This window comes from Streptomyces sp. NPDC058955 (assembly GCF_042741435.1).
GTDB lineage: Bacteria > Actinomycetota > Actinomycetes > Streptomycetales > Streptomycetaceae > Streptomyces.
This window is the reverse complement of the sequence record NZ_JBHYKM010000003.1, coordinates 50,524-74,677: the sequence shown is the minus strand read 5'-3', so window position 1 is coordinate 74,677 and position 24,154 is coordinate 50,524. Positions and strand designations below refer to the sequence as shown.

At 72.6% G+C, this 24,154-nt stretch carries 18 protein-coding genes; 16 read left to right on the top strand and 2 right to left on the bottom strand.

All coding sequences use genetic code 11. From position 1 onward, the window contains the following. Position 1: 1 nt before the first annotated feature. The 7 genes from ACFW1I_RS02275 to ACFW1I_RS02245 all read left to right on the top strand — a co-directional run bounded on the left by ACFW1I_RS02275 (position 2) and on the right by ACFW1I_RS02245 (position 8,154). Positions 2–1,249 (top strand): PotD/PotF family extracellular solute-binding protein, encoded by a 1,248-nt coding sequence (locus tag ACFW1I_RS02275; protein WP_384665282.1) that lies wholly within the window; start codon positions 2–4, stop codon positions 1,247–1,249. A gap of 56 nt (positions 1,250–1,305) precedes the next feature. Next, a complete protein-coding gene (locus ACFW1I_RS02270; RefSeq protein WP_384665280.1) occupies positions 1,306–2,454 on the top strand; it encodes an ABC transporter ATP-binding protein in 1,149 nt (382 codons plus the stop codon). After that, entirely contained in the window at positions 2,451–3,380 is a 930-nt protein-coding gene (locus ACFW1I_RS02265) for an ABC transporter permease (protein ID WP_384665278.1), read from the top strand. Before ACFW1I_RS02270 ends, ACFW1I_RS02265 begins: the two co-directional genes overlap by 4 nt. Continuing rightward, the gene (locus ACFW1I_RS02260) at positions 3,380–4,174 is read left to right on the top strand and encodes an ABC transporter permease (protein ID WP_319011257.1); all 795 of its coding nucleotides are present in this window, start codon (positions 3,380–3,382) and stop codon (positions 4,172–4,174) included. Before ACFW1I_RS02265 ends, ACFW1I_RS02260 begins: the two co-directional genes overlap by 1 nt. Positions 4,175–4,210: 36 nt before the next feature. Beyond that, a complete protein-coding gene (locus ACFW1I_RS02255) occupies positions 4,211–5,629 on the top strand; it encodes an NAD(P)/FAD-dependent oxidoreductase (RefSeq protein WP_384665275.1) in 1,419 nt (472 codons plus the stop codon). A gap of 133 nt (positions 5,630–5,762) precedes the next feature. Further along, on the top strand, positions 5,763–6,245 hold the full coding sequence (locus ACFW1I_RS02250; RefSeq protein ID WP_384665273.1) for a hypothetical protein: 483 nt from the start codon (positions 5,763–5,765) through the stop codon (positions 6,243–6,245). A 106-nt stretch (positions 6,246–6,351) separates the two neighbouring features. After that, entirely contained in the window at positions 6,352–8,154 is a 1,803-nt protein-coding gene (locus ACFW1I_RS02245; protein ID WP_384665271.1) for a chitinase, read from the top strand. Here ACFW1I_RS02245 and ACFW1I_RS02240 read toward each other — a convergent pair. Further along, positions 8,120–8,854: a phosphatase PAP2 family protein gene (locus ACFW1I_RS02240; protein ID WP_384665269.1), complete on the bottom strand. Its 735-nt coding sequence runs from the start codon at positions 8,852–8,854 to the stop codon at positions 8,120–8,122. The two genes, ACFW1I_RS02245 and ACFW1I_RS02240, sit on opposite strands and share 35 nt — an antisense overlap. A gap of 101 nt (positions 8,855–8,955) precedes the next feature. Then, entirely contained in the window at positions 8,956–10,290 is a 1,335-nt protein-coding gene (gabT, locus tag ACFW1I_RS02235) for a 4-aminobutyrate--2-oxoglutarate transaminase (RefSeq protein WP_384665267.1), read from the bottom strand. A 246-nt stretch (positions 10,291–10,536) separates the two neighbouring features. Between gabT and ACFW1I_RS02230 the strand changes: the two genes are divergently transcribed. The 9 genes from ACFW1I_RS02230 (at position 10,537) to ispG (ending at position 24,013) form a co-directional block, all read left to right on the top strand. Next, positions 10,537–12,906 carry an ATP/GTP-binding protein gene (locus ACFW1I_RS02230; RefSeq protein WP_384665427.1) on the top strand — a complete coding sequence of 790 codons (2,370 nt, stop codon included), beginning with the start codon at positions 10,537–10,539 and terminating at the stop codon, positions 12,904–12,906. A gap of 116 nt (positions 12,907–13,022) precedes the next feature. Next, positions 13,023–14,579, top strand: coding sequence for a PucR family transcriptional regulator (locus ACFW1I_RS02225; protein WP_384665265.1), 1,557 nt, complete (start codon positions 13,023–13,025; stop codon positions 14,577–14,579). 93 nt (positions 14,580–14,672) lie between these two features. After that, on the top strand, positions 14,673–15,674 hold the full coding sequence (locus ACFW1I_RS02220; protein ID WP_384665263.1) for an EamA family transporter: 1,002 nt from the start codon (positions 14,673–14,675) through the stop codon (positions 15,672–15,674). A 78-nt stretch (positions 15,675–15,752) separates the two neighbouring features. Then, complete coding sequence (locus ACFW1I_RS02215; protein WP_384665262.1) at positions 15,753–17,192, top strand: PQQ-binding-like beta-propeller repeat protein; 1,440 nt, start codon at positions 15,753–15,755, stop codon at positions 17,190–17,192. Positions 17,193–17,344: 152 nt separating this feature from the next. After that, complete coding sequence (locus ACFW1I_RS02210; protein WP_384665260.1) at positions 17,345–18,790, top strand: aldehyde dehydrogenase family protein; 1,446 nt, start codon at positions 17,345–17,347, stop codon at positions 18,788–18,790. Positions 18,791–18,917: 127 nt separating this feature from the next. Next, positions 18,918–20,162, top strand: coding sequence for a 3-phosphoshikimate 1-carboxyvinyltransferase (aroA, locus tag ACFW1I_RS02205; protein WP_384665258.1), 1,245 nt, complete (start codon positions 18,918–18,920; stop codon positions 20,160–20,162). A 34-nt stretch (positions 20,163–20,196) separates the two neighbouring features. Beyond that, positions 20,197–21,447, top strand: coding sequence for a 1-deoxy-D-xylulose-5-phosphate reductoisomerase (dxr, locus tag ACFW1I_RS02200; protein WP_384665256.1), 1,251 nt, complete (start codon positions 20,197–20,199; stop codon positions 21,445–21,447). Further along, entirely contained in the window at positions 21,444–22,751 is a 1,308-nt protein-coding gene (locus ACFW1I_RS02195) for a M50 family metallopeptidase (protein WP_384665254.1), read from the top strand. Before dxr ends, ACFW1I_RS02195 begins: the two co-directional genes overlap by 4 nt. Positions 22,752–22,855: 104 nt before the next feature. Beyond that, positions 22,856–24,013: a flavodoxin-dependent (E)-4-hydroxy-3-methylbut-2-enyl-diphosphate synthase gene (ispG, locus tag ACFW1I_RS02190; RefSeq protein WP_384665253.1), complete on the top strand. Its 1,158-nt coding sequence runs from the start codon at positions 22,856–22,858 to the stop codon at positions 24,011–24,013. The last annotated feature ends 141 nt before the right edge of the window (positions 24,014–24,154 follow it).

Here is a 24,154-nt window from a genome sequence, read left to right as displayed (position 1 = left end):
CATGGAGCAGTACGAGCCCGACCGCCTGTCCGCCGCCCAGCTGGCGGCGATCCGGCGCAGTATGACGAGCGGCCGTGGTGCCCTCAGCCGCCGCTCGCTGCTGCGGGCCGGGGGCGTGGGCGCGCTCACGGTCGGCGGCCTGGCCGGCCTGACCGCCTGCGGCATCCCGCCGGCCAAGCGGGAGGGCCAGGGCCCGGCGTCCACGGACTTCTCGGCCAAGGAGAAGAGCGTCAACTTCTCCAACTGGACCGAGTACATGGACGTCAGCGAGGACGAGAAGTCCCGCCCCACCCTGGAGGCGTTCACCAAACGCACCGGGATCAAGGTCAAGTACACCGAGGACATCAACGACAACGTCGAGTTCTTCGGCAAGATCAAGCCGCAGCTCGCGGCCGGCCAGGACACCGGCCGCGACCTGATCTGCGTCACCGACTGGCTGGCCGCCCGGATCATCCGGCTCGGCTGGGCGCAGAAGCTCGACCCGGCGAACCTGCCCAACGCGTACGCCAACCTCTCCGCCCAGTTCCGCCGTCCCGACTGGGACCCGGGCCGCGCCTACTCGTACCCCTGGACCGGCATCTCCACCGTCATCGCCTACAACACCAAGGCGACCGGCGGGAAGAAGGTCGACTCGGTCAGCCAGCTCCTCGACGACCCCGCGCTCAAGGGCCGGGTCGGCTTCCTCACCGAGATGCGCGACACCGTCGGCATGACCCTGCTCGACATGGGCAAGGATCCGGGCGACTTCACCGACGCCGACTACGACGCGGCGATCGGCCGCCTCCAGAAGGCCGTCGACAAGAAGCAGATCCGCCGCTTCACCGGCAACGACTACACCTCGGACCTGGACAAGGGCGACCTCGCCGCCTGTCTGGCCTGGGCCGGTGACATCATCCAGCTCCAGGCGGACAACCCGGACATCCAGTACACGATCCCGAACGCCGGCTACATCACGTCGACGGACAACCTCCTGGTCCCCACCAAGGCCCGGCACAAGGCCAACGCCGAGAAGCTCATCGACTACTACTACGAGCTTCCCAACGCGGCCCAGCTCGCCGCCTACATCAACTACGTCTGCCCCGTCGACGGGGTGAAGGACGAGCTGGCCAAGATCGATCCCGAACTCGCGGCCAACACGCTGATCCTCCCGGACAAGGCCATGGCCAAGAAGTCCCGCGCCTTCCGCTCGCTGACCGGCGAGGAGGAGACGGCGTACGAGGAGAAGTTCGCCAAGCTCATCGGCGCCTGAGCCGTCGTCCACCGTCACCAGGCCACGAAGCCACGAAGATCCGGGACCGCAAACCCATGACTGAGAACACCACCGGCGGCGACGTCCGACTCACCGGGATCAGCAAGACCTACGGCTCCTTCACCGCCGTCCACCCGCTCGACCTCACCGTGCCGCAGGGCTCCTTCTTCGCCCTGCTCGGCGCCTCCGGCTGCGGCAAGACCACCACCCTGCGCATGATCGCCGGCCTGGAGGACCCCTCCACCGGCACGATCTGCCTCGGCGACAAGGACGTCACCGACCTCCCGCCCTACAAGCGGCCGGTCAACACCGTCTTCCAGTCCTACGCGCTCTTCCCGCACATGGACATCTCCGAGAACATCGCCTTCGGTCTGCGCCGGCGCGGCATCAAGTCGGTGAAGAAGCAGGTCGACGAGATGCTGGAGCTCGTCCAGCTCGGCGACAAGGCGAAGCACAAGCCGCACCAGCTCTCCGGCGGCCAGCAGCAGCGCGTCGCCGTCGCCCGCGCCCTCATCAACCACCCCCAGGTGCTCCTCCTCGACGAGCCGCTCGGCGCCCTCGACCTCAAGCTGCGCCGCCAGATGCAGCTGGAGCTCAAGCGGATCCAGACCGAGGTCGGCATCACCTTCGTGCACGTCACCCACGACCAGGAGGAGGCCATGACCATGGCCGACCAGGTCGCGGTCATGAACGGCGGCCGGGTCGAGCAGCTCGGCGCCCCCGCCGACCTGTACGAGAACCCGCAGACCACCTTCGTCGCCAACTTCCTCGGCACCTCCAACCTCATCGAGGCCGAGGTCGTCGAGACGGGCTCCGACGTCGTCGTCACCGCCGGCGGCGGCAAGCTCAAGGTCCCCGGCGACCGCTGTACGGACGCCGTCCGCCAGGGCGGCAGGCTCCTCGTCGGCGTCCGCCCGGAGAAGATCTCGCTCGCGCACGCCGACGACGCGGGCACGATCGCCGACGGCCGCAACCGGGTCACCGGCCGGATCGTCGACTCCTCCTTCATCGGCGTCTCCACCCAGTACGTGGTCAACTCGCCGGCCGGCGCGGAGCTCCAGGTCTACGAGCAGAACATCGAGCGCGACGCGCGGCTCGTCCCCGGCGCCGAGGTCGTCCTGCACTGGAACCCGGCCCACACCTTCGGCCTCGACGCCACGCAGGACATCGACGCGGGCGTGGAGACGGTGGAGGACGCCTCGTGACCACCACCCTCACCAAGGAGGCGCCGGGACCGGTCGAGGAACCGGTTCTGCGCAAGCCTCCCACCCGCAAGCGGCTCGTCCCGTACTGGCTGCTGCTCCCCGGCATCCTCTGGCTGCTGGTCTTCTTCGCCCTGCCGCTCGTCTACCAGGCGTCCACCTCGGTGCAGACCGGCTCCCTGGAGCAGGGCTTCCAGGTCACCTGGCACTTCCAGACCTACCTGGACGCCTTCACCGAGTACTGGCCGCAGCTGCTGCGCTCCCTGCTGTACGCCGGCACCGCGACCCTGCTCTGCCTGCTGCTCGGCTACCCGCTCGCGTACCTCATCGCCTTCAAGGCCGGCCGCTGGCGCAACCTGCTGCTCGTCCTGGTGATCGCGCCCTTCTTCACCAGCTTCCTCATCCGGACCCTGGCGTGGAAGACGATCCTCGCCGACGACAGCCTCGTCGTGGACGCGCTCAACGCGCTGCACGTCCTCGACGTGACCAGCTGGCTCGGCTGGACCGACGGCGAGCGGGTGCTCGCCACCCCGATGGCGGTCGTCTGCGGCCTCACGTACAACTTCCTGCCGTTCATGATCCTGCCCCTCTACACCTCCCTGGAGCGGATCGACGGCCGGCTGCACGAGGCCGCCCAGGACCTCTACGCCTCCCCGGCGACCACCTTCCGCAAGGTGACCTTCCCGCTGTCGATGCCCGGCGTCGTCTCCGGCACCCTGCTCACCTTCATCCCGGCGAGCGGCGACTACGTCAACGCGGAACTGCTCGGCTCCACCGACACCAAGATGATCGGCAACGTCATCCAGTCGCAGTTCCTCCGCGTCCTCGACTACCCGACGGCCGCCGCCCTGTCCTTCATCCTCATGGCGATCGTGCTCCTCATGGTCACCGTCTACATCCGCAAGGCGGGAACGGAGGACCTCGTCTGATGACCTGGCTGCGCAAGAACCTCGTCGTCATCGCGGGCCTGCTGACGCTCGCGTACATGATCCTGCCCAACGTCGTGGTCATGGTGTTCTCGTTCAACAAGCCGAACGGGCGCTTCAACTACTCGTGGCAGCAGTTCTCCCTCGACGCCTGGAAGGACCCCTGCGGCGTCGCCGACATGTGCGAGTCGCTGACCCTCTCGCTCCAGCTCGCCGCCTGGGCCACCGTCGGCGCCGTCGTCCTCGGCACGATGATCGCCTTCGCGCTGGTCCGCTACCGCTTCCGGGCGCGCGGCGCGATCAACTCGCTGATCTTCCTGCCGATGGCGATGCCCGAGGTCGTCATGGCCGCCTCGCTGCTCACCCTCTTCCTCAACATGGGGATCGAGCTGGGCTTCTGGACGGTCCTCATCGCCCACATCATGTTCTGCCTGTCGTTCGTCGTGACGGCGGTCAAGGCCCGGGTCATGTCCATGGACCCGCGCCTGGAGGAGGCCGCGCGCGACCTCTACGCGGGGCCGGCGCAGACCTTCCTGCGCGTCACCCTGCCCATCGCCGCGCCCGGCATCGCCGCCGGTGCGCTGCTCGCCTTCGCGCTCTCGTTCGACGACTTCATCATCACCAACTTCAACGCGGGCTCCACGGTGACCTTCCCCATGTTCGTCTGGGGCTCGGCACAGCGAGGAACCCCCGTTCAGATCAACGTCATCGGCACCGCGATGTTCGCCCTCGCGGTACTGATCGTCGTGGCCGGACAGATCATCACGAACCGGCGCAAGAAAACAGCAACGGCCTGAGCGTAGGAAGCCCAGGCACCGAAGGAGTTGGAAACCATGGCCCCAGTCGCCATGCGTCTCGCTGCTAAATCTCTCTCCGACGCCCAGCCCGTCCCCTTCTGGCTGGAAGACCCCGGCAAGCCCGGCGCCCTGCCCGCCCTCACCGGCACCGAGAAGTGCGATCTCCTCGTCGTCGGCGGCGGCTACAGCGGACTGTGGACCGCGCTCCTCGCCAAGGAGCGCGACCCCGCCCAGGACGTCGTGCTCATCGAAGGCCGCGAGGTGGGCTGGGCCGCCTCGGGCCGCAACGGCGGCTTCTGCGCCGCCTCCCTCACCCACGGCTTCGGCAACGGCCTCTCCCGCTGGCCGGGTGAGCTGCCGAAGCTGGAGCGGCTCGGCGCGGCCAACCTCGACGACATCGAGGAGGCCGTCGGCCGCTACTCCCTGGACTGCGAGTTCGAGCGCACCGGCGAGATCGACGTCGCCACCGAGGCGTACCAGGTGGACGAGCTCCACGAGTGGTACGAGGAGGCCGAGCGGCTCGGCCTCGCCGACGGCCTCACCCTCCTCGACCAGGACGCCGTCCGGGCCGAGGTGAACTCGCCGACCTTCCGGGGCGGCCTGTGGGACCGCGACGGCGTCGCCATGCTCCACCCGGCGAAGCTCGCCTGGGGCCTCAAGCGGGCCTGCCTCGACCTCGGCGTGCGGATCTTCGAGAACACCCCGGGCCTCGACCTGGTGTCGGCCGGGGCCGGCATGGCCGTGCGCACCCCGTACGGCCGGGTCGCCGCCCGCCGGGTCGCCCTCGGCACCAACGTCTTCCCGTCGCTGGTGAAGCGGCTGCGCCCGTACACCGTCCCGGTCTACGACTACGCGCTGGTCACCGAACCGCTGACCGACGAGCAGCTCGCCTCCGTCGGCTGGAAGAACCGGCAGGGCCTCGGCGACTCCGCCAACCAGTTCCACTACTTCCGGATCACCGCCGACAACCGCATCCTCTGGGGCGGCTACGACGCCGTCTACCGCTTCGGCGGCAAGGTGCAGGCGGAGATGGACCACCGCCCGGAGACGTACCTCAAGCTGGCCGAGCACTTCTTCACCTGCTTCCCGCAGCTGGAGGGGCTCCGCTTCAGCCACGCCTGGGGCGGCGCGATCGACACCTGCTCGCGCTTCTCCGCCTTCTTCGGCACCGCCCACCAGGGCAAGGTGGCGTACGCGCAGGGCTACACCGGGCTCGGGGTCGGCGCCACCCGCTTCGGCGCCGACGTGATGCTCGACCTGCTCGCCGGGGAGCGCACCGAGCGCACCGAGCTGGCCATGGTCCGCTCCAAGCCGCTGCCCTTCCCGCCGGAGCCGATCGCCTGGGCCGGCATCGGGATCACCAAGTGGTCGCTGGCCCGCGCCGACGCCAACGGCGGGCGGCGGAACCTGTGGCTGAGGACGATGGACAAGCTGGGCCTCGGCTTCGACAGCTGAACCACCCCCTCCGTCGGATGTGATTCAGATCACAACCGATGGGTAGGGAAACCCGCGTAAGAGCGGGGAACCCTCGCGCTCTCTCCGTGTGGACGCGCACCTCCGCGCGTCCCCACGGAGAGGAGTACGCACGATGACAGCTACGGGGGCCTCCGGCGTCAAGGCCGCGGTGGAATGGCTGGCCGCGGTCGCGCCCGATCCCGACGCCTGCCGCTGGGAGTGGGAGCGCAACCCGCACGGGGTCGCCCTGCTGCCCGCCGGCCGGCGCTGGGACGTGCTGATCCTGCCGGGCGAGCTCGGCCACCCCACCCTCGACGTCCTGACCCGCCTGGTCGACCGGCCGGGCCCGGTCCTCGCCGACTTCGGCGACTCCCGGATCGGCTTCTTCGTCCCGCCCGGCACGGCCGCCCGCTGGGTCGGCACCGGGGTCCGCGGCGCCGGATCCGGCACCTGGATCGTCGTCCCGTACCCGGGGCGGGCGACCGGGGGAGTGCGCTGGCTGGTGCTGCCGGACGGACAGGGCACCCTCACCGACGCCTCGCTGCTCGAACTCGCCATGCACGAGGCCGCGGGGGAACTGGCCCGCGAGCAGGCGCCCGGGGGAGGCGCCTCCTGATACCCCACCTCTCAAGTCCGGTCCCGTCCAGAGGTCTTGACCACTCGATTGGTCTGGACCATGCTGTGCCGCGCTCCACTCCGATCCCCCACCACCGGAGGCAGTCGTGGACCGCACCAGACCTCTCACCCTGCTGCTCGCAGGCGCGCTCGCCGTCGGCGGGCTCGCCGCGCTCACCCCGGCCGCCCAGGCCGCCGACTCCGAACTCGCCCGCAACGGCGGCTTCGAGGCCGGCCTGGACGGCTGGAGCTGCACGGCGGGCAGTGGCGCCGTCGTCTCCTCGCCCGTGCACGGCGGGACGAAGGCGCTCCAGGCCACCCCGGCCGGCGGCGACAACGCCAAGTGCTCCCAGACCATCACGGTCAAGCCCAACTCGGCCTACACGCTGAGCGGCTGGGTCCGCGGCAGCTACGTCCACCTCGGCGTCACCGGCACCGGCACCACCGACGGATACGCCTGGACCCAGTCGGCCCCCGACTGGCAGAAGCTCGCCACCACCTTCACCACCGGCGCGAACACCACCTCGGTCACGGTCTACACCCACGGCTGGTACGGCACCCCCGCCTACCAGGCCGACGACCTCTCCCTCTACGGCCCCGGCGGCGACCCGGTCCAGCTCCCGGCCGCCCCCACCGGCCTCACCGCCGGCTCCCCGACCGCCACCTCCGTGCCGCTGAGCTGGACCGCCGTCCCCGGCGCCACCTCGTACCACGTCTACCGGGGCGCCACCCGCATCCAGACGGTCACCGGCACCACGGCCACCGCGACCGGGCTCACGGCCTCCACCGCGTACACCTTCCAGGTCACCGCCGCGAACAGCGCCGGCGAGTCCCCGAAGTCGGCCCCGGTGACCGCGACCACGACCTCCGGCGGCGGCAACCCCGGCGGCGCCCTCCCCGCCCGCGCCCTCGTCGGCTACCTCCACGCCAGCTTCGCCAACGGCTCCGGCTACACCCGCATGGCCGACGTCCCCGACTCCTGGGACGTCATCAACCTCGCCTTCGGCGAGCCTACCTCGGTGACCTCCGGCGACATCCGCTTCAGCCTCTGCCCGGCGACCGAGTGCCCGAACGTCGAGTCCGTCGCCGACTTCAAGGCCGCCATCAAGGCCAAGCAGGCCGCCGGCAAGAAGGTCCTCATCTCCATCGGCGGCCAGAACGGCCAGGTCCAGCTCGCCACGACCGCCGCCCGCGACACCTTCGTCTCCTCGGTTTCGAAGATCATCGACGAGTACGGCCTCGACGGCCTCGACATCGACTTCGAGGGCCACTCGCTCGCGCTCCAGACCGGCGACACCGACTTCCGCAGCCCCACCACCCCGGTGATCGTCAACCTGATCCAGGCGATCAAGACCCTCAAGGCCAAGTACGGCGCCGGGTTCGTCCTGACGATGGCCCCGGAGACCTTCTTCGTCCAGCTCGGCTACCAGTTCTACGGCTCCGGCCCCTGGGGCGGCCAGGACCCGCGCGCCGGCGCCTACCTCCCGGTCATCCACGCCCTCCGCGACGACCTCACCCTGCTGCACGTCCAGGACTACAACTCCGGCCCCGTCATGGGCCTGGACAACCAGTACCACTCCATGGGCGGCGCCGACTTCCACGTCGCCATGACCGACATGCTGCTCACCGGCTTCCCGGTCGCCGGCAACACCGACCGCGTCTTCCCCGCCCTCCGCCCCGACCAGGTCGCCATCGGCCTCCCGGCCTCCACCCAGGCCGGCAACGGCCACACCACCCCCACCGAGGTGAACAAGGCCCTCGACTGCCTCACCAGGAAGCAGAACTGCGGCACCTACCAGCCCCACGGCACCTGGTCGTCCCTCCGCGGCCTGATGACCTGGTCGATCAACTGGGACCGCTTCAACCAGTGGGAGTTCAGCCGGAACTTCGACGCGTACGACTGGAGCTGACGGCCAGGATCAGAAAGCCCAGGCAGAGGCTGGCCAGCACGTCCAGGGGCCAGTGGAAGCCGCGCAGGACCAGCCCCGTCCCCGTCACCGCCGTCAGCACGGCGGCGACGGGGACGAGGCGTCGCGACACCAGGTACGCGGCGCCGAAGTAGGCGACCATCGCGGTGGCCGTGTGGCCCGAGGGGTAGTAGCCGTGCGCCCAGGGTTCGAGGGGGCCGGGGCGGGCCGTCCACTCCTTCAGGGGGACGACGAGCAGCGGGACGGCGGCCATCGCCAGCCCCGCGTACAGGGCGGCGGCGCGCCGGCCGCGGAAGAACGCGTACGCCATCGCCGCGGCCAGCACGGGCAGGGCCACGGTCAGATTGCCGAGGTCGGAGGCGAGTTCGCTCAGCCACCGGGGAACGGTGTCCACCAGAGAGCGGGACACCCGCTCGTCGAGCCTGGCCAAGGGGCCGTGGACGAGCACCTGCCAGGTCACGACGGCGAGGGCGACGAGCGCCGAGAAGAGAGCCGGCCGCCCTGGAACAGGGGGGGTGGTTCCGGGGCGGCCGAGGGGATCGGGCTGCCGCGCGCCCCGGGGGGTGTGGGGCGGGCGGCCATCCGATCGGTGAGGAGTCCCGGAGCACGAGGCTCCGGAGGTGTGCGCTTCGGCACGGTGCGGGCGGTGCTGGGGATGCTCCGCCCTGGGTGTTTCTCTCATCTGGGGAAGACCGTACGGCACGCAGAGGGGGACCGACAGCGGGAAACGCGTCCCGCCATCGGCCCCCCACAGAGTCTTCACTCTTTGCGCCGAAGCGTCCGTCAGAGGGCGGCCAGCGCCGCCTCGATGACGTCCAGACCCTCGTTGAGCAGGTCCTCGCCGATGACCAGCGGCGGGAGGAAGCGGAGCACGTTGCCGTAGGTGCCGCAGGTGAGGACGAGGACGCCCTCGTTGTGGCAGAACTTGGCGAGCGCGGCGGCGGCCTCGGCGGCCGGCTCCTTCGTCGCCGGGTCCTTGACGAGCTCGATGGCGATCATGGCGCCGCGGCCGCGGATGTCGCCGATGACCGGGAACTTCTCCTGCATCGCGGTGAGGCGGCCCTTCATGACCTCCTCGATGCGCTTGGCCTTCCCGTTGAGGTCCAGCTCCTTCATCGTCTCGATGGCGCCGAGCGCACCGGCGCAGGCCACCGGGTTGCCGCCGTAGGTGCCGCCCAGGCCGCCGCCGTGGACGGAGTCCATGATCTCGGCGCGGCCGGTGACGGCGGCGAGCGGCAGACCGCCCGCGATGCCCTTGGCGGTGGTGATGAGGTCCGGGACGATGCCCTCGTCCTCGCAGGCGAACCACTGGCCGGTGCGGCAGAAGCCCGCCTGGATCTCGTCGGCGACGAAGACGATGCCGTTGTCGTTGGCGAACTTCACGATCGCCGGGAGGAAGCCCTTGGCCGGCTCGATGAAGCCGCCCTCGCCGAGGACCGGCTCGATGACGATGGCGGCGACGTTCTCGGCGCCGATCTGCTTGGTGATGTTGTCGATCGCCTGGGCGGCGGCCTCCGGGCCGGCGTTCTCGGCACCGGTGGGCCAGCGGTAGCCGTAGGCGACCGGCACGCGGTAGACCTCGGGCGCGAACGGACCGAAGCCCTGCTTGTACGGCATGTTCTTCGCCGTCATGCCCATGGTGAGGTTGGTGCGGCCGTGGTAGCCGTGGTCGAAGACGACGACGGCCTGGCGCTTGGTGTACGAACGCGCGATCTTGACGGCGTTCTCGACGGCCTCGGCGCCGGAGTTGAAGAGCGCGGACTTCTTGGCGTGGTCGCCCGGGGTCAGCTCGGCCAGCGCCTCGCAGACCTCCACGTAGCCCTCGTACGGGGTCACCATGAAACAGGTGTGGGTGAAGTCCTGGAGCTGCGCGGAGGCGCGGCGCACGACGGCCTCGGCGGAGGCGCCCACGGAGGTCACGGCGATGCCGGAACCGAAGTCGATCAGCAGGTTGCCGTCGACGTCCTCGATGATGCCGCCACCCGCACGCTTCGTGAACACGGGCAGCGTGGAGCCCACGCCCCCGGCGACGGTGTCCAGCCGGCGAGCCTGAAGCTCCTGCGACTTCGGACCGGGAATGGCGGTGACGACGCGCCGCTCCTGCGGGACAGCGTTCATGCGGGGCTCCTGGGGTGTTCTGGACGCTCTTGCGGGTTTCCTCCGCAGGCTAGGCGCGGGCACGGGCCCGGCGCATGCTACGGATGGGAGTGGTCCCGGCGTGTCCTTGTCCGTATCGGCCATACGCGCAGTTGTCCGGGGCGACGCCGTGCCATCGCCCTGATCCGGGGCATGATCCGGGACCGAGGCTCTAGATTGGGCCCGGACGACAGCGCCGCGGAGTCGAAGGGCCAGGGGGCAGGGGACATGGAGTTCGAGGGCACGCACGGCTCGCGGAGCACCCACGGCGGGCCGCCGCACGCCGATATCCCCCGCCCGGCCGGGCCGCCCGCCGGCGTCCCGCCGATGCCGGCGGCCGCCGCGCCGCCGAGGCCGGCCGCCGCGCCCTCCGCCGCCCGGGGCCGGAGCACGCTCGTCGACTGGCTGCGGACACCCCGACCCGAGGCCGCGCCCGGCGTCTGGCGCTACGGTCACGTGCCCCGCCCCGAACGCGCGCCCGACGAGACCCCCCTGCGGACCGTGCTGGCCGGCGCGACGATCTCCTTCCTCGTCGCCGTCCTGCTCTGGTCGCTGCTCCGCAACGGCTACATCCCCTACTGGAGCGTGCCGATCCGCCTCTTCACGCCCGGCGACTGGTGGCGCCCGCTCGGCGGCGCCCCCGTGCCCGGCACCGGAGGCCCCGTCGCCCTGGCCGTCTACCGCTTCGTCCTCTTCGCCGCCATCTTCGGCGGGATCGGCCGCTTCGGCCGCTGGCCGTACGCCTGGAACCGGCTCGCCCTGGAGTACGGACGCCGGGCCCAGTTCGTCCTCGCCGCGCTCGCCGGCCTCCTCACCGTGGCCCTCGTCCGCGGCGACTGGCTGCCGCTGCGCCCCCTCGTCCTCTCGATGCTGCCGTACGAGCTGACGGCGCCCGACGCGGTCTTCGCCAACCAGGAGATGGAGGACACGGCGACGCTGCTGCTCACCATCGCCACCGCCCTCCCCTTCGTCTGGCTCGCCCTGCGCCGTACCGCCCCGCGACCCGGCCCCACCGCGGCCACGGCCACCCCCGCCGCCGCGGACCTCGGAGCCTGGCCCGACCTGAGGGCCGCCGGGCTCGCCGAGGCGGCCGACCGGCTCGCCGCCGAGGCGGCCTCCGGCGCCATGAACGACGTCGACTACGCCCGGATCAGGACCGCCTGGGAGAACACCGGCGCCGCCCCCGACCGGCAGGCCGCCTTCGTCCGCGAGGTCCACGCGCGGGGCGCCGCCGCCTTCCTGCACCCGTCCGGCGCCCGCTCGCTGGCCGGCCGCACGGCCACCCACGACCTCGCCCTGCGGCAGGTGCGCCTCGGCACCGTCACCGACACCGACCGCAACCCGTACGCGCGCCGCACCACCGGCCTCGCCCTCGACCCCGACGTGCTCGGCACCGGCATGCTCGTCGTCGGCCCCTCGGGCAGCGGCAAGACGACCCGCCTCGTCCGCCCCCTCGTCGAGTCCCTCTCGCTCCAGGCGCTCGCCGGACAGGCCGCCGTCGTCGTGGTCGGCTCCGACACCGCGCCCCTCGGCCCGGACGAGTCCTACGACGTCGTCATCCGCGTCGGCGACCCGGCCTCCCCGCACGACCTCGACCTCTACGGCGGCACCTCCGACCCGGACCGCGCCGCCGCGCTGCTCGCCGACGTCCTGGCGACCGACACCACCGACACCCGCCGGGCCACCACCACGCTCGCCCAGCTCCTCGGCCCCTTCCACGCCGTCCACGACCGCTTCCCCTCGGTCCCCGAGCTCCGCGAACTCCTCGACGGCGCCCCCACCGTCCTGCAGACCCTGCGCGCGGCCCTCGAACGGACCGGGCACGCCTCCCTCGTCCGCGAACTCGACGCCCGAGCCCGGCAGCAGGGCACCGACGGAGACCCCGCCGGCGGCCTCGCCGACCGGATCGCCCTCCTCGACCGCCCCGCGTTCGCCGGATTCTTCGACACCTCGGGCGCGACCGCGCCGTTCACCATGCGCGCCCTGGAGCACCCCGTACGCGTCCGGATCGACCTGCCGGAGTCCGGCCACGCCGAAGCCTCCCGGCTCCTCACCCGGCTCGTGCTCGCCCAGTTCCTCGGCCGGACCGTCGGCCGCACCGACCGCTCCCGCTTCGCCTGCCTCGTGCTCGACGACGCCGCGCACACGCTGACCGCGGAGACCGTGCGGGGCCTCCAGCGGCTGCGCTCCGCCCACGCCGGTGTCGTCCTCGGACTCCGTACCGTCGAGGACGTCCCCGAGCACCTGCGCACCCCGCTGTTCGGCGCGGTCGGCTGCCGGTTCGCCCTCGCCGGCGTCACCACCTGGGACGGCAAGCGGTTCGCGGAGACCTGGGGCACCGAGTGGGTGGAGACCCGGGACGTCACCAGCCGGACCGTCCGCTCCGACGAGCCGCTCACCCGCGTGGCGCACGCGGTGCGCAAGCTCGTCACCGGCCGGGCCGTCACCACCGACGCGGTGACCGTCCGCGAGGTCGAGCGGGAACGCTGGTCCGCCTCCGACCTGGCGCACGGCGTGCCGCCCGGCCACGCGGTGCTCTCCCTCACCCATGTGCGGGGCGAGCACACGCCGCCGCTCCTGGTCGACCTGCGCAGCTGAGAGCGGCCCCCCGGCCGCCCTGGCACAATCGGACGCGCCGCCCTCCCCAGCGGTGTCACCTCGCCGGGTGCGGAGTCGTCCGTGTTCGGTCCCGCTCAAAGGTCCGCCGGTTTCCGATGCCGCCCACCCTCGCCTCGCTCGTTCAGCACTCCTCCCTCCGGCTCGTCGTGCGGGCCGGGGAGGACCGGCTCGACACGCCCGTCCGGTGGGCGCACGTCAGTGAGCTCGCCGATCCCGTGCCGTACATGGAGGGCGGGGAGCTGCTGCTCACCACGGCCCTGACGCTCGACGCCGAGGACGGCGAGGCGATGCGGCGGTACGTGCGGCGGCTGCTCGGGGCCGGCGTGGTCGGGCTCGGGTTCGCCGTGGGGGTGAACTACGACGACATCCCGGAGGCGCTGCTCGACGCCGCCCGGGCCGAGCACCTGCCGCTGCTGGAGGTGCCGCGCCGGACGCCGTTCCTCGCCATCAGCAAGGCCGTGTCCGCCGCCATCGCCGCCGACCAGTACCGGGCCGTGACCGCCGGGTTCGAGGCGCAGCGCGAGCTCACCCGGGCCGCCCTCGCCGAGGGGCCGGACGCCGTCGTCGCCCGGCTCGCCGCGCACGTCGACGGCTGGGCGGCGCTCTACGACGCCGCCGGCAGCGTCGTCGCCGTCTCGCCCGAGTGGGCCGCCCGCCGCGCCGCCCGCCTCACCCCGGACGTCGAGCGGCTGCGCGAGCGGCCCGCGCCCGCCAGCGCCGTCGTCGGCGGCACCGACGACCGGGTCGAGCTCCAGTCCCTCGGCACCGGCCGCCGGGTCCGCGGCGCCCTCGCCGTCGGCACCGGCGCCCCGCTGGGCACCGCCGAGCGGTACGCCGTCCACTCGGCGATCGCCCTCCTCACCCTCACCACCGAACGCTCCCGCTCCCTCCAGGCCGCCGAGCACCGGCTCGGCGCCGCCGTGCTGCGCATGATGCTCGCCGGGCAGGCCGAGCACGCCCGTACCGTCGCCGGCGACGTCTACGGCGGGCTCCTCGACGCCCCCTTCCGGCTCCTCGTCGCCGAGCCCGCCGGCGGCGAGCAGGCGACCGGCGAACCCCCGCTGCCGGTGCTCGCCGAGGCGCTGGAGGCGGCCGCCGCCCGGGCCGGCGAGGCCGTGCTCACCGTCCCGGAGGGCGACGGCCGGCTCGTCGTCCTGGCGGGCGACGGCGGCGCGGTCGTCGCCGCCTGCGCCGGGTACGCGGAGCGCGAGGCCGAGGACGCCGGGCTCGTCGTCGGGCTCTCCGCCTCGGCCGGCCCGGTCACCGCCGCCGTCGCGTACAAGCAGGCCGAGCAGGCCCTCTCGGTGGCCCGCCGCCGGGGCCGCGCCCTCGTCGAGCACGAGGACCTGGCGGCCGGCTCCGTGCTGCCGCTCCTCGCCGACGACGCCGTACGGGCCTTCGCCGACGGCATGCTCCGGGCGCTGCGCGAGCACGACGCGACCGGCCGCGGCGACCTCGTCGCCTCGCTGCGCGCCTGGCTCTCCCGGCACGGCCAGTGGGACGCCGCCGCGGCCGACCTCGGGGTCCACCGGCACACCCTGCGGTACCGGATGCGGCGCGTCGAGGAGATCCTCGGGCGCTCGCTCGACGATCCGGACGTGCGCATGGAGCTGTGGCTGGCGCTCAAGACGACGGGCGAGGGCGAGAAGTAGAAGGAGCGATTCCGGGCCGCGATTTCGGCTCCCCTGCCCGGAGGCGGGCAGAATTCCTGGCCGGACGCGAGCGGAATGCCTAATCTCCTGCCCATGACAAGCCCTGCCGTCGATCCTTCCCCCGGCACGCCCAGCACGCCCACCGCCGCCCCGACCGCCCCCGCTCCCGCCCCCGCCCTCCGGGGCGCCGCCCCGGCGAAGCCCGCCCGCCGCATCGGCGGCGCCGTCTGGGCCGCCCTCGCCATCGTGTACGTCGTCTGGGGTTCGACCTACCTCGGCATCCGGATCGTCGTCGACACCGTCCCGCCCTTCCTCGCCTCGGGCTCCCGCTTCGTCGTCGCCGCCCTGCTCCTCGCCGCGATCGTGGCCTGGCGGCACGGCCCCGCCGCCCTCAAGGTGGACCGGCGCCGGCTCGGCTCCGCCGCGCTCGTCGGCCTCCTGCTGATCCTCGGCGGCAACGGCCTCGTCAACCTCGCCGAGACCGACATACCCTCCGGCCTCGCCGCCCTCCTCGTCGCCGCCGTCCCCGTCTGGGTCGTGCTGCTCCGCACCGTCGCGGGCGAGCGCCCCGGGCTCGGCGGCTACGGCGGCGTCCTGCTCGGCATGGCCGGTCTCGCCGTCCTCACCCTCCCCGGGCTCAGCGGCGAGGTCGGCATCGGGGGCGTGCTGATCGTCCTCGTCGCCGCCCTGCTCTGGTCGCTCGGCACCGTCTCCTCGGCCCGCCTGCCCCTGCCCGCCAACCCGTTCACCGCGAGCGTGTACGAGATGCTGGCCGGCGGTGTCGCCGGCATCGTCGTCGGCCTGATCCGCGGCGAGCACCGCGGCTTCGACCCGGGTACGGTCTCCACCGGTTCCTGGCTCGCCCTCGGCTACCTGGTCGTCTTCGGCTCGCTGATCGCCTTCACCGCGTACGCCTGGCTGCTCCAGTCCGCCCCGGTCTCGCTCGCCGCCACCTACGCGTACGTCAATCCGGTCGTCGCCGTCCTGCTCGGCGCGCTGATCCTCGACGAGGCCCTGACCTGGCCGATCCTGCTCGGCGGCGCGATCGTCGTGGCGGCCGTCTGCCTGATCGTCTCCACCGAGCGGAGGCGGTGACGGCGAAGATCGCCGTGGCCCTACCCTGATCCCTCGTATCGATCGGTCGTGAGCACGGCGACAAGGGGTGGGGTCCGGATGGCGACAGCGACGAAGGCCGGCAGAGCGGCCGACAGGAAGCCCGGCGGGGGCGGCGGCAGCGGCGACCGCGGCGGCAGTGGCGGCGCGCCGAAGCCGGGCTCGCGCCTCGTCCGCTACTCCGTCGTCGGCGGCCTCCTCCTCGCCCTCCTCGCCGGCTGCGGCGGCATCACCGCCGGCGTCCTCGCCGGCGAGGGCTACCTCCCCGGCGACTCGATGCGCCAGGTCTGGAGCACCCCGACCGACGGCGGCGCCCCGGCCTCCGGCGACGCCGCCTGGACCGCCGGTGACACGCTCGTCCACAGCAACGCCGACGGCGTCTCCGGCTTCGACGCCCGCACCGGCGAGCGGCGCTGGCGGTACCGGCCCTCCCGCGGCGCCGTGATCTGCTCCGCCAGCCGCACCGCCGAGGACGGCGTCGCCCTGGTCGCCCAGGGCGTCCCGGGCAGCCCCCTCGCCGACGAGGGGAACGAGGGCTGCACCACCGTCGTCGCCCTCGACCTCACCGCCGGGCGCGAACTGTGGCGCACCACCCGCACCGCCGCCGACGGCGAGATCCGCGCCGAGCACGACCTCGTCGCCGTCGGCGGCGGCCTCGCCGTCCTGCGCGACGAGGACGCCGACTGGCGCTACGAGTCGGCGCCGGGCACCCCCGACAGGCTCGACCCCGACCGCGCCCTGCGCGCCTTCGACCTGCGGACCGGCAAGCCCAGGTGGTCGGCGCGGATGCCGCAGGGCTGCGTGCCGTACGGCGTCGCCGCGGGCGCCCGCCGGGTCGCGGCGCTCCTCGTCTGCGACCGCCGGGACGTCCGGCTCGCGGTCCTCGACCCCGCGGACGGGCGGGTGCGCGGCGCCTCGCCCCTCGACCCGCGGCGGGTCGTCGACCCCCTGACCCACACGCCGTCCTTCGTCTCCGCCGACCCGATCGTGGTCGGCGCGGACGGCCTCGACGAGTCCGGCTACGCCACGCTCCTCTCCTTCGACGACGAGGGCCGCGCCCAGGGCACCATCGCGTCCGGCACCGGCAACGGAAGGATCACCTCCCCGCTCCAGGAGCCGGCCCGCACCCGCGTCGCCCACGGCCGCCTCTACACCGTCGCCATGGAGGCCGACTACGACGACGTCGTCACCGCCTTCGACCTGCGCAGCGGACAGCGGCTCTGGCGCGTGGAGATCGGCGACCTGGAGGACGTCATGGGACTGCGGGTGGCGGACGGCCGGGTCACCGCCCTGGTCGACCTGTACGGATCGTCGGGGGAGGACGGGCTGCTCGTCCTCGACGCCGACGACGGCGAGGAGCGCGACGCGCGCACCTTCCCGGACTCGGTGGGCGGCTCGTCCGGCGAGATCAAGGACGTCCTCGCACACCAGGACCGGCTGATCGCCGCCCGCTGGAGCGAGGGGTACCTCGCGCCCTTCACCGCGTACGAGGAGCGCTGACCCGCACCCGACCGCGCCACCCGTTCGGCCGAAGCGGACAGACCGCGGACCCCACCACTCCATGACGGACAAACGTCACTCGCCGGTCCCGGCCCTAACGTGTCTGGAGAGCAACCGCTCACACCCCGATACGGAAAGGGCCGGGACGCGCAATGACGACCACCCACGCCTTCTGGGTCGCCGGCCGCGAGGCCACCGGCGACACCACCTTCGACGTCACGAACTCGTACGACGGACGTCTGGTCGGCAAGGTCGCCGTGCCCACCGAGGCCCAGGTCGAGGAGGCCGTCGCGGCCGCCCACGCGGTCGTCGACGAGTTCGCCGCCACCCCGGCGCACGTCCGCGCCGCCGCCCTCGACCACGTGTCGAAGCGGCTCGCCGAGCGCACCGAGGAGATCGCCCAGATCATCTCCGCCGAGAACGGCAAGCCCGTCAAGTGGGCCCGCGGCGAGGTCGGCCGGGCCGTCTCCGTCTTCCGTTTCGCCGCCGAGGAGGCCCGCCGCTGGAACGCCGGCGAGGCCCAGCGCCTGGACACCGAGGCCGGCGGCGTGGGCCGCCTCGCCGTGACCCGCCGCATCCCCAAGGGCGTCGTCCTCGGCATCGCGCCGTTCAACTTCCCGCTGAACCTCAGCGCCCACAAGGTCGCCCCGGCCATCGCCGTCGGCGCCCCGATCATCCTCAAGCCGGCCCCGGCCACCCCGATCTCCTCCCTGATCCTGGGCGAGATCCTGGCCGAGACCGACCTGCCGGCCGGCTCCTGGTCGATCCTCACCGTGCCGAACGACCGCATGCCGGCCCTCGTCCAGGACGAGCGCCTCCCGGTCATCTCCTTCACCGGCTCCGACAAGGTCGGCTACGCCATCCAGGAGTCGGTGCCGCACAAGCACTGCACCCTGGAGCTCGGCGGCAACGCCGCCGCCGTCGTCCTCCCGGACTGGTCCTCCGAGGCCGACCTGGACTGGGCCGCGACCCGCATCGCGACCTTCTCCAACTACCAGGGCGGCCAGTCCTGCATCTCCGTGCAGCGCGTGATCGCCGACGCCACCGTCTACGACCGCCTGCTGCCGAAGATCGTCGCGGCCGTCGAGGCCCAGGTCACCGGCGACCCGGCGCTCGACACCACCGACGTCGGCCCGCTCGTCGACGAGGCCGCCGCCCAGCGCGTCGAGTCCTGGGTCGACGAGGCCGTCGCGGCCGGCGCCAAGCTCCTCACCGGCGGCAAGCGCGAGGGCGCCACCTACGCCCCGACCGTCCTCACCGACCTCCCGGCCGACGTCACCCTGGCCCGCGCCGAGGTCTTCGGCCCGGTCCTCACGGTCGCCAAGGTCGACGGCGAGGCCGAGGCCTTCGCCGCGGTCAACGACTCGGACTTCGGCCTCCAGGCCGGCGTCTTCACCCACGACCTGCAGACCGCCTTCCGCGCCCACCGCGCCCTGGAGGTCGGCGGCGTGATCGTCGGCGACGTCCCCTCCTACCGCGCCGACCAGATGCCGTACGGCGGCGCCAAGCGCTCCGGCGTCGGCCGCGAGGGCGTCGCGTACGCCATGGACGACTACACCTACGAGCGCGTCCTCGTCCTGACGGGCCTCGCCCTCTAGGACACGCGCTCCACGAGACCAGGCGGTCCGGGCCCACTGTGCGGGGGCCCGGGCCGCCTCCTCGCGTCCGCGTCCAGCAGGCGGACCGGGCGGCGACGGCCCGGCCGGCCACGGCAGGATGACCGGCGTGACCGTCATCGACATCCCCGGCTCCAAGTCCGTCACCGCCCGCGCGCTCTTCCTCGCCGCCGCCGCGGAGGGCACCACCACCCTCCTGCGCCCGCTCGTCTCCGACGACACCGAGGGCTTCGCCGAAGGGCTCCAGGCCCTCGGGTACGCCGTACGGCGGGAGCCCGGCGCCTGGCACATCGAGGGCCGCCCCGCCGGGCCGGGGGTCGCCGAGGCGGACGTCTACTGCCGCGACGGCGCCACCACCGCCCGCTTCCTGCCCACCCTGGCCGCCGCAGGGCACGGCACCTTCCGCTTCGACGCCTCCGCGCAGATGCGCCGCCGCCCGCTCGGCCCGCTCACCACCGCCCTGCGCGAGCTCGGCGTGGACCTGCGGCACGGCGAGAAGGACGGCCACCACCCGCTCGCCGTGCACGCCGACGGCGTCCGGGGCGGCGCGCTCACCCTCGACGCCGGCCAGTCCTCCCAGTACCTGACGGCCCTGCTGATGCTCGGCCCGCTCACCGCCGACGGCCTCGACATCACCGTCACCGACCTGGTCTCGGAGCCGTACGTCGAGATCACGCTCGCGATGATGCGCGACTTCGGCGCGGAGGTCACCCGCGAGGGCCGCACCTACCGCGTCGCCCCCACCGGCTACCGCGCCCGGACCTACGGCATCGAGCCCGACGCCTCCACCGCCAGCTACTTCTTCGCCGCCGCCGCGCTCCAGCCGGGCCGCGAGGTCACCGTCCCCGGCCTCGGCACCGGCGCCCTCCAGGGCGACCTCGCCTTCGTCGACGTGCTGCGCCGGATGGGCGCCGACGTCGAGGTCACGGCCGACGCGACCACCGTCCGCTCCACCGGCACCCTGCGCGGACTCACCGTGAACATGCGGGACATCTCCGACACCATGCCGACGCTCGCCGCGCTCGCCCCCTTCGCCGACGGGCCGGTCCGCATCGAGGACGTCGCCAACACCCGGGTCAAGGAGTGCGACCGGCTCGACGCCTGCGCCGAGAACCTGCGGGCCCTCGGCATCACCGTCGAGACCGGCCCCGACCGGATCGAGATCCACCCCGGCACCCCGGCCGGACCCGTCGAGATCGCCACCCACGGCGACCACCGGATCGTCATGTCCTTCGCCGTGACCGCCCTGCGCACCCCCGGCATCACCTTCGACGACCCCGGCTGCGTGAAGAAGACCTTCCCGGACTTCCACCGTGTGTTCGGCGGATTCGGCGCGTTCGCCCGGACCCCGTGAAGAGCGCACAGTGTTTGGGGCAAGAATGGGGGGCATGAGCGACCGCCCCTCTCCTCTCGCCGACCCGCACATCGCCTTCGACCCCGCCGAAGGCCGCCGGGACATCGTCGTCCTCGGCTCGACGGGATCCATCGGCACCCAGGCCATCGACCTGGTGCTGCGTCACCCCGACCGCTTCCGGGTCACGGCCCTGGCCGCCTCCGGCGGCCGGGTCGCGCTCCTCGCCGAGCAGGCCCACCGGCTGAAGGTCGCCCAGGTCGCCGTCGCCCGCGAGAAGACCGTCGAGGAGCTGCGCACCGCCCTCAAGGCGCTGTACGGCTCCGAGCCGCTGCCCGAGATCCTGGCGGGCCCCGACGCCGCCGCCCAGCTCGCCGCCTCCCCGTGCCACACCGTGCTCAACGGCATCACCGGCTCCATCGGCCTCGCGCCGACCCTCGCCGCCCTGGAGGCCGGCCGGACCCTCGCCCTCGCCAACAAGGAGTCGCTGATCGTCGGCGGCCCGCTGGTGAAGGCGCTCGCGAAGCCCGGCCAGATCATCCCGGTCGACTCCGAGCACGCGGCCCTCTTCCAGGCGCTCGCCGCCGGCACCCGCGCCGACGTCCGCAAGCTGGTCGTCACCGCCTCCGGCGGCCCCTTCCGCGGCCGGACCCGCGCCGAGCTGGAGCACGTGACCCGCGAGGACGCGCTCGCCCACCCGACCTGGGCGATGGGCCCGGTCATCACGGTGAACAGCGCGACCCTGGTCAACAAGGGCCTGGAGGTCATCGAGGCGCACCTCCTCTACGACATCCCCTTCGACCGCATCGAGGTCGTCGTCCACCCCCAGTCGTACGTGCACTCCATGGTCGAGTTCACCGACGGGTCGACGCTCGCCCAGGCCACCCCGCCGGACATGCGCGGCCCCATCGCCATCGGCATCGGCTGGCCCGAGCGGGTCCCCGACGCGGCCCCGGCCTTCGACTGGTCCACCGCCTCCACCTGGGAGTTCTTCCCGCTGGACGACGAGGCGTTCCCGTCGGTGAACCTGGCCCGGCACGTCGGCGAGCTCGGCGGCACCGCCCCCGCCGTCTTCAACGCCGCCAACGAGGAGTGCGTCGGGGCGTTCCTCGCCGGACGGCTCCCCTTCAACGGCATCATGGACACCGTCACGGCGGTCGTCACCGAACACGGACGGCCCACCGGGGGAACCTCCCTGACGGTGCCGGACGTCCTGGAAGCGGAGACCTGGGCCCGGGCCCGGGCCCGAGAGCTCGCAGCGAAGGCAACCGCGGAGGCGCGCGCATGACGGAAGTGCTCCTGACGATCCTCGGGGTCGTCCTGTTCGCGCTGGGACTGCTCGTCTCCATCGCCTGGCACGAACTGGGCCACCTCTCCACGGCCAAGCTCTTCGGCATCCGCGTGCCGCAGTACATGGTCGGCTTCGGCCCCACCATCTGGTCGAGGAAGCGCGGCGAGACCGAGTACGGCATCAAGGCCATCCCGGCCGGCGGCTACATCCGCATGATCGGCATGTTCCCGCCCGGCGCGGACGGCAAGATCGAGGCCCGCTCCACCTCGCCCTGGCGCTCCATGATCGAGGACGCCCGGGAGGCGTCGTACGAGGAGCTCCAGCCCGGCGACGAGACGCGGCTCTTCTACACGCGCAAGCCGTGGAAGCGCGTGATCGTCATGTTCGCCGGACCCTTCATGAACCTGGTCCTCGCCCTCGGCCTGTTCTACGGCTCCCTGATGACCCTCGGCATCGAGGGGCAGACGACCGAGGTCGCCGGCGTCCAGAAGTGCGTCATCGAGCAGAGCGCGAACCGGGACTCCTGCGCCACGGGCGACCCGGTCTCCCCGGCGTTCAAGGCGGGGCTGCGGGACGGCGACACGATCGTCGCCTTCAACGGCGCCCCGGTCTCCGACTGGGACACCCTCTCGAACCACATCCGCAAGACCATCGGCCCCGCCACGATCACCGTCGAGCGGGACGGGCAGCGCCTCGACCTGCACCCGACGCTGGTCGCCAACAAGGTGCTGAAGAAGGACGAGAACGGCCAGGTCGCCCGCCCGCTCGCCTACGAGAAGGCCGGCTACCTGGGCTTCGCGTCCAAGACCGAGGTCGCGCCGCTGAGCTTCGGCGAGACCACCGACCGCATGGGCGAGCTCATGGAGAACGGCCTGGAGTCGGTCGTCGCGCTCCCCGGCAAGATCCCCGGCCTGTGGGACGCCACCTTCGGCGACGGCGAGCGGGCCGAGGACTCCCCGGTCGGCGTCGTCGGCGCCGCCCGCATCACCGGCGAGCTCATGAACCTGGACCTCCCGCCGGAGCGGATCCTGGTCATGTTCATGAACCTGCTGGTGTACTTCAACGTCTCCCTGTTCCTGTTCAACATGCTCCCGCTGCTGCCGCTCGACGGCGGCCACATCGCGGGCGCCCTGTGGGAGTCCGTCCGCCGCCACACGGCCCGGATCTTCCGGCGCCCCGACCCCGGCCCGTTCGACGTGGCCAAGCTGATGCCCGCCGCCTACGTGGTCGCCGGCGTCTTCGTCTGTTTCACGCTGCTCGTCCTCGCCGCCGACATCGTCAACCCGGTGAAGCTGACGTAGCTCCCTGGGGGGCCGTGCACCGCCGTGTCCGGCCCCCCGCCCCCGGGGCGGTAACCTCGGAAGCCTGAGCCCGCCGACGCACGACCTTTGAGGTTGCACTACAGATGACCGCGATTTCTCTCGGTATGCCCTCCGTCCCGACCCGGCTCGCCGAGCGCCGCAAGAGCCGGCAGATCCAGGTCGGCAGCGTGGCCGTCGGCGGTGACGCACCCGTCTCGGTGCAGTCCATGACGACGACCCGCACCTCCGACATCGGCGCCACCCTCCAGCAGATCGCCGAGCTGACCGCCTCCGGCTGCCAGATCGTCCGGGTGGCCTGCCCCACCCAGGACGACGCCGACGCGCTCGCCACCATCGCCCGGAAGTCCTCGATCCCCGTGATCGCCGACATCCACTTCCAGCCCAAGTACGTCTTCGCCGCGATCGACGCCGGCTGCGCCGCGGTCCGCGTCAACCCGGGCAACATCAAGCAGTTCGACGACAAGGTCAAGGAGATCGCCAGGGCGGCCTCCGACGCCGGCACCCCGATCCGCATCGGCGTCAACGCCGGCTCCCTCGACGCCCGCCTGCTCAAGAAGTACGGCAAGGCCACCCCCGAGGCGCTCGTCGAGTCCGCCCTCTGGGAGGCGTCCCTCTTCGAGGAGCACGACTTCCGCGACATCAAGATCTCGGTCAAGCACAACGACCCGGTGATCATGGTCGAGGCGTACCGCCAGCTCGCCGCCCAGTGCGACTACCCGCTGCACCTCGGCGTCACCGAGGCCGGCCCCGCCTTCCAGGGCACCATCAAGTCCGCCGTCGCCTTCGGCGCCCTCCTCTCCCAGGGCATCGGCGACACCATCCGGGTCTCCCTCTCCGCCCCGCCGGCCGAGGAGATCAAGGTCGGCATGCAGATCCTGGAGTCGCTCAACCTGCGCCAGCGCCGCCTGGAGATCGTCTCCTGCCCGTCCTGCGGCCGCGCCCAGGTCGACGTCTACAAGCTCGCCGAGGAGGTCACCGCCGGCCTCGACGGCATGACCGTCCCGCTCCGCGTCGCCGTCATGGGCTGCGTCGTCAACGGCCCCGGCGAGGCCCGCGAGGCCGACCTCGGCGTCGCCTCCGGCAACGGCAAGGGCCAGATCTTCGTCAAGGGCGAGGTCATCAAGACCGTCCCCGAGTCGAAGATCGTCGAGACCCTCATCGAGGAAGCCCTCAAGATCGCCGAGCAGATGGAGGAGGACGGCATCGAGAGCGGCGAGCCGACCGTCGCCGTCGCCGGCTGAACCCCTTTTTCGAGGCTCGGTTCGCCTCCGGGGCGCCTCGGCCGGGCTCACAGGACCCGGCGGGCGGGGGGAGGAGCTTACCTAAAAGCCCGGCCCCCCCCCCGGCCCATTACCCCCCCCCCCCCCACGGCAGAAACCCCC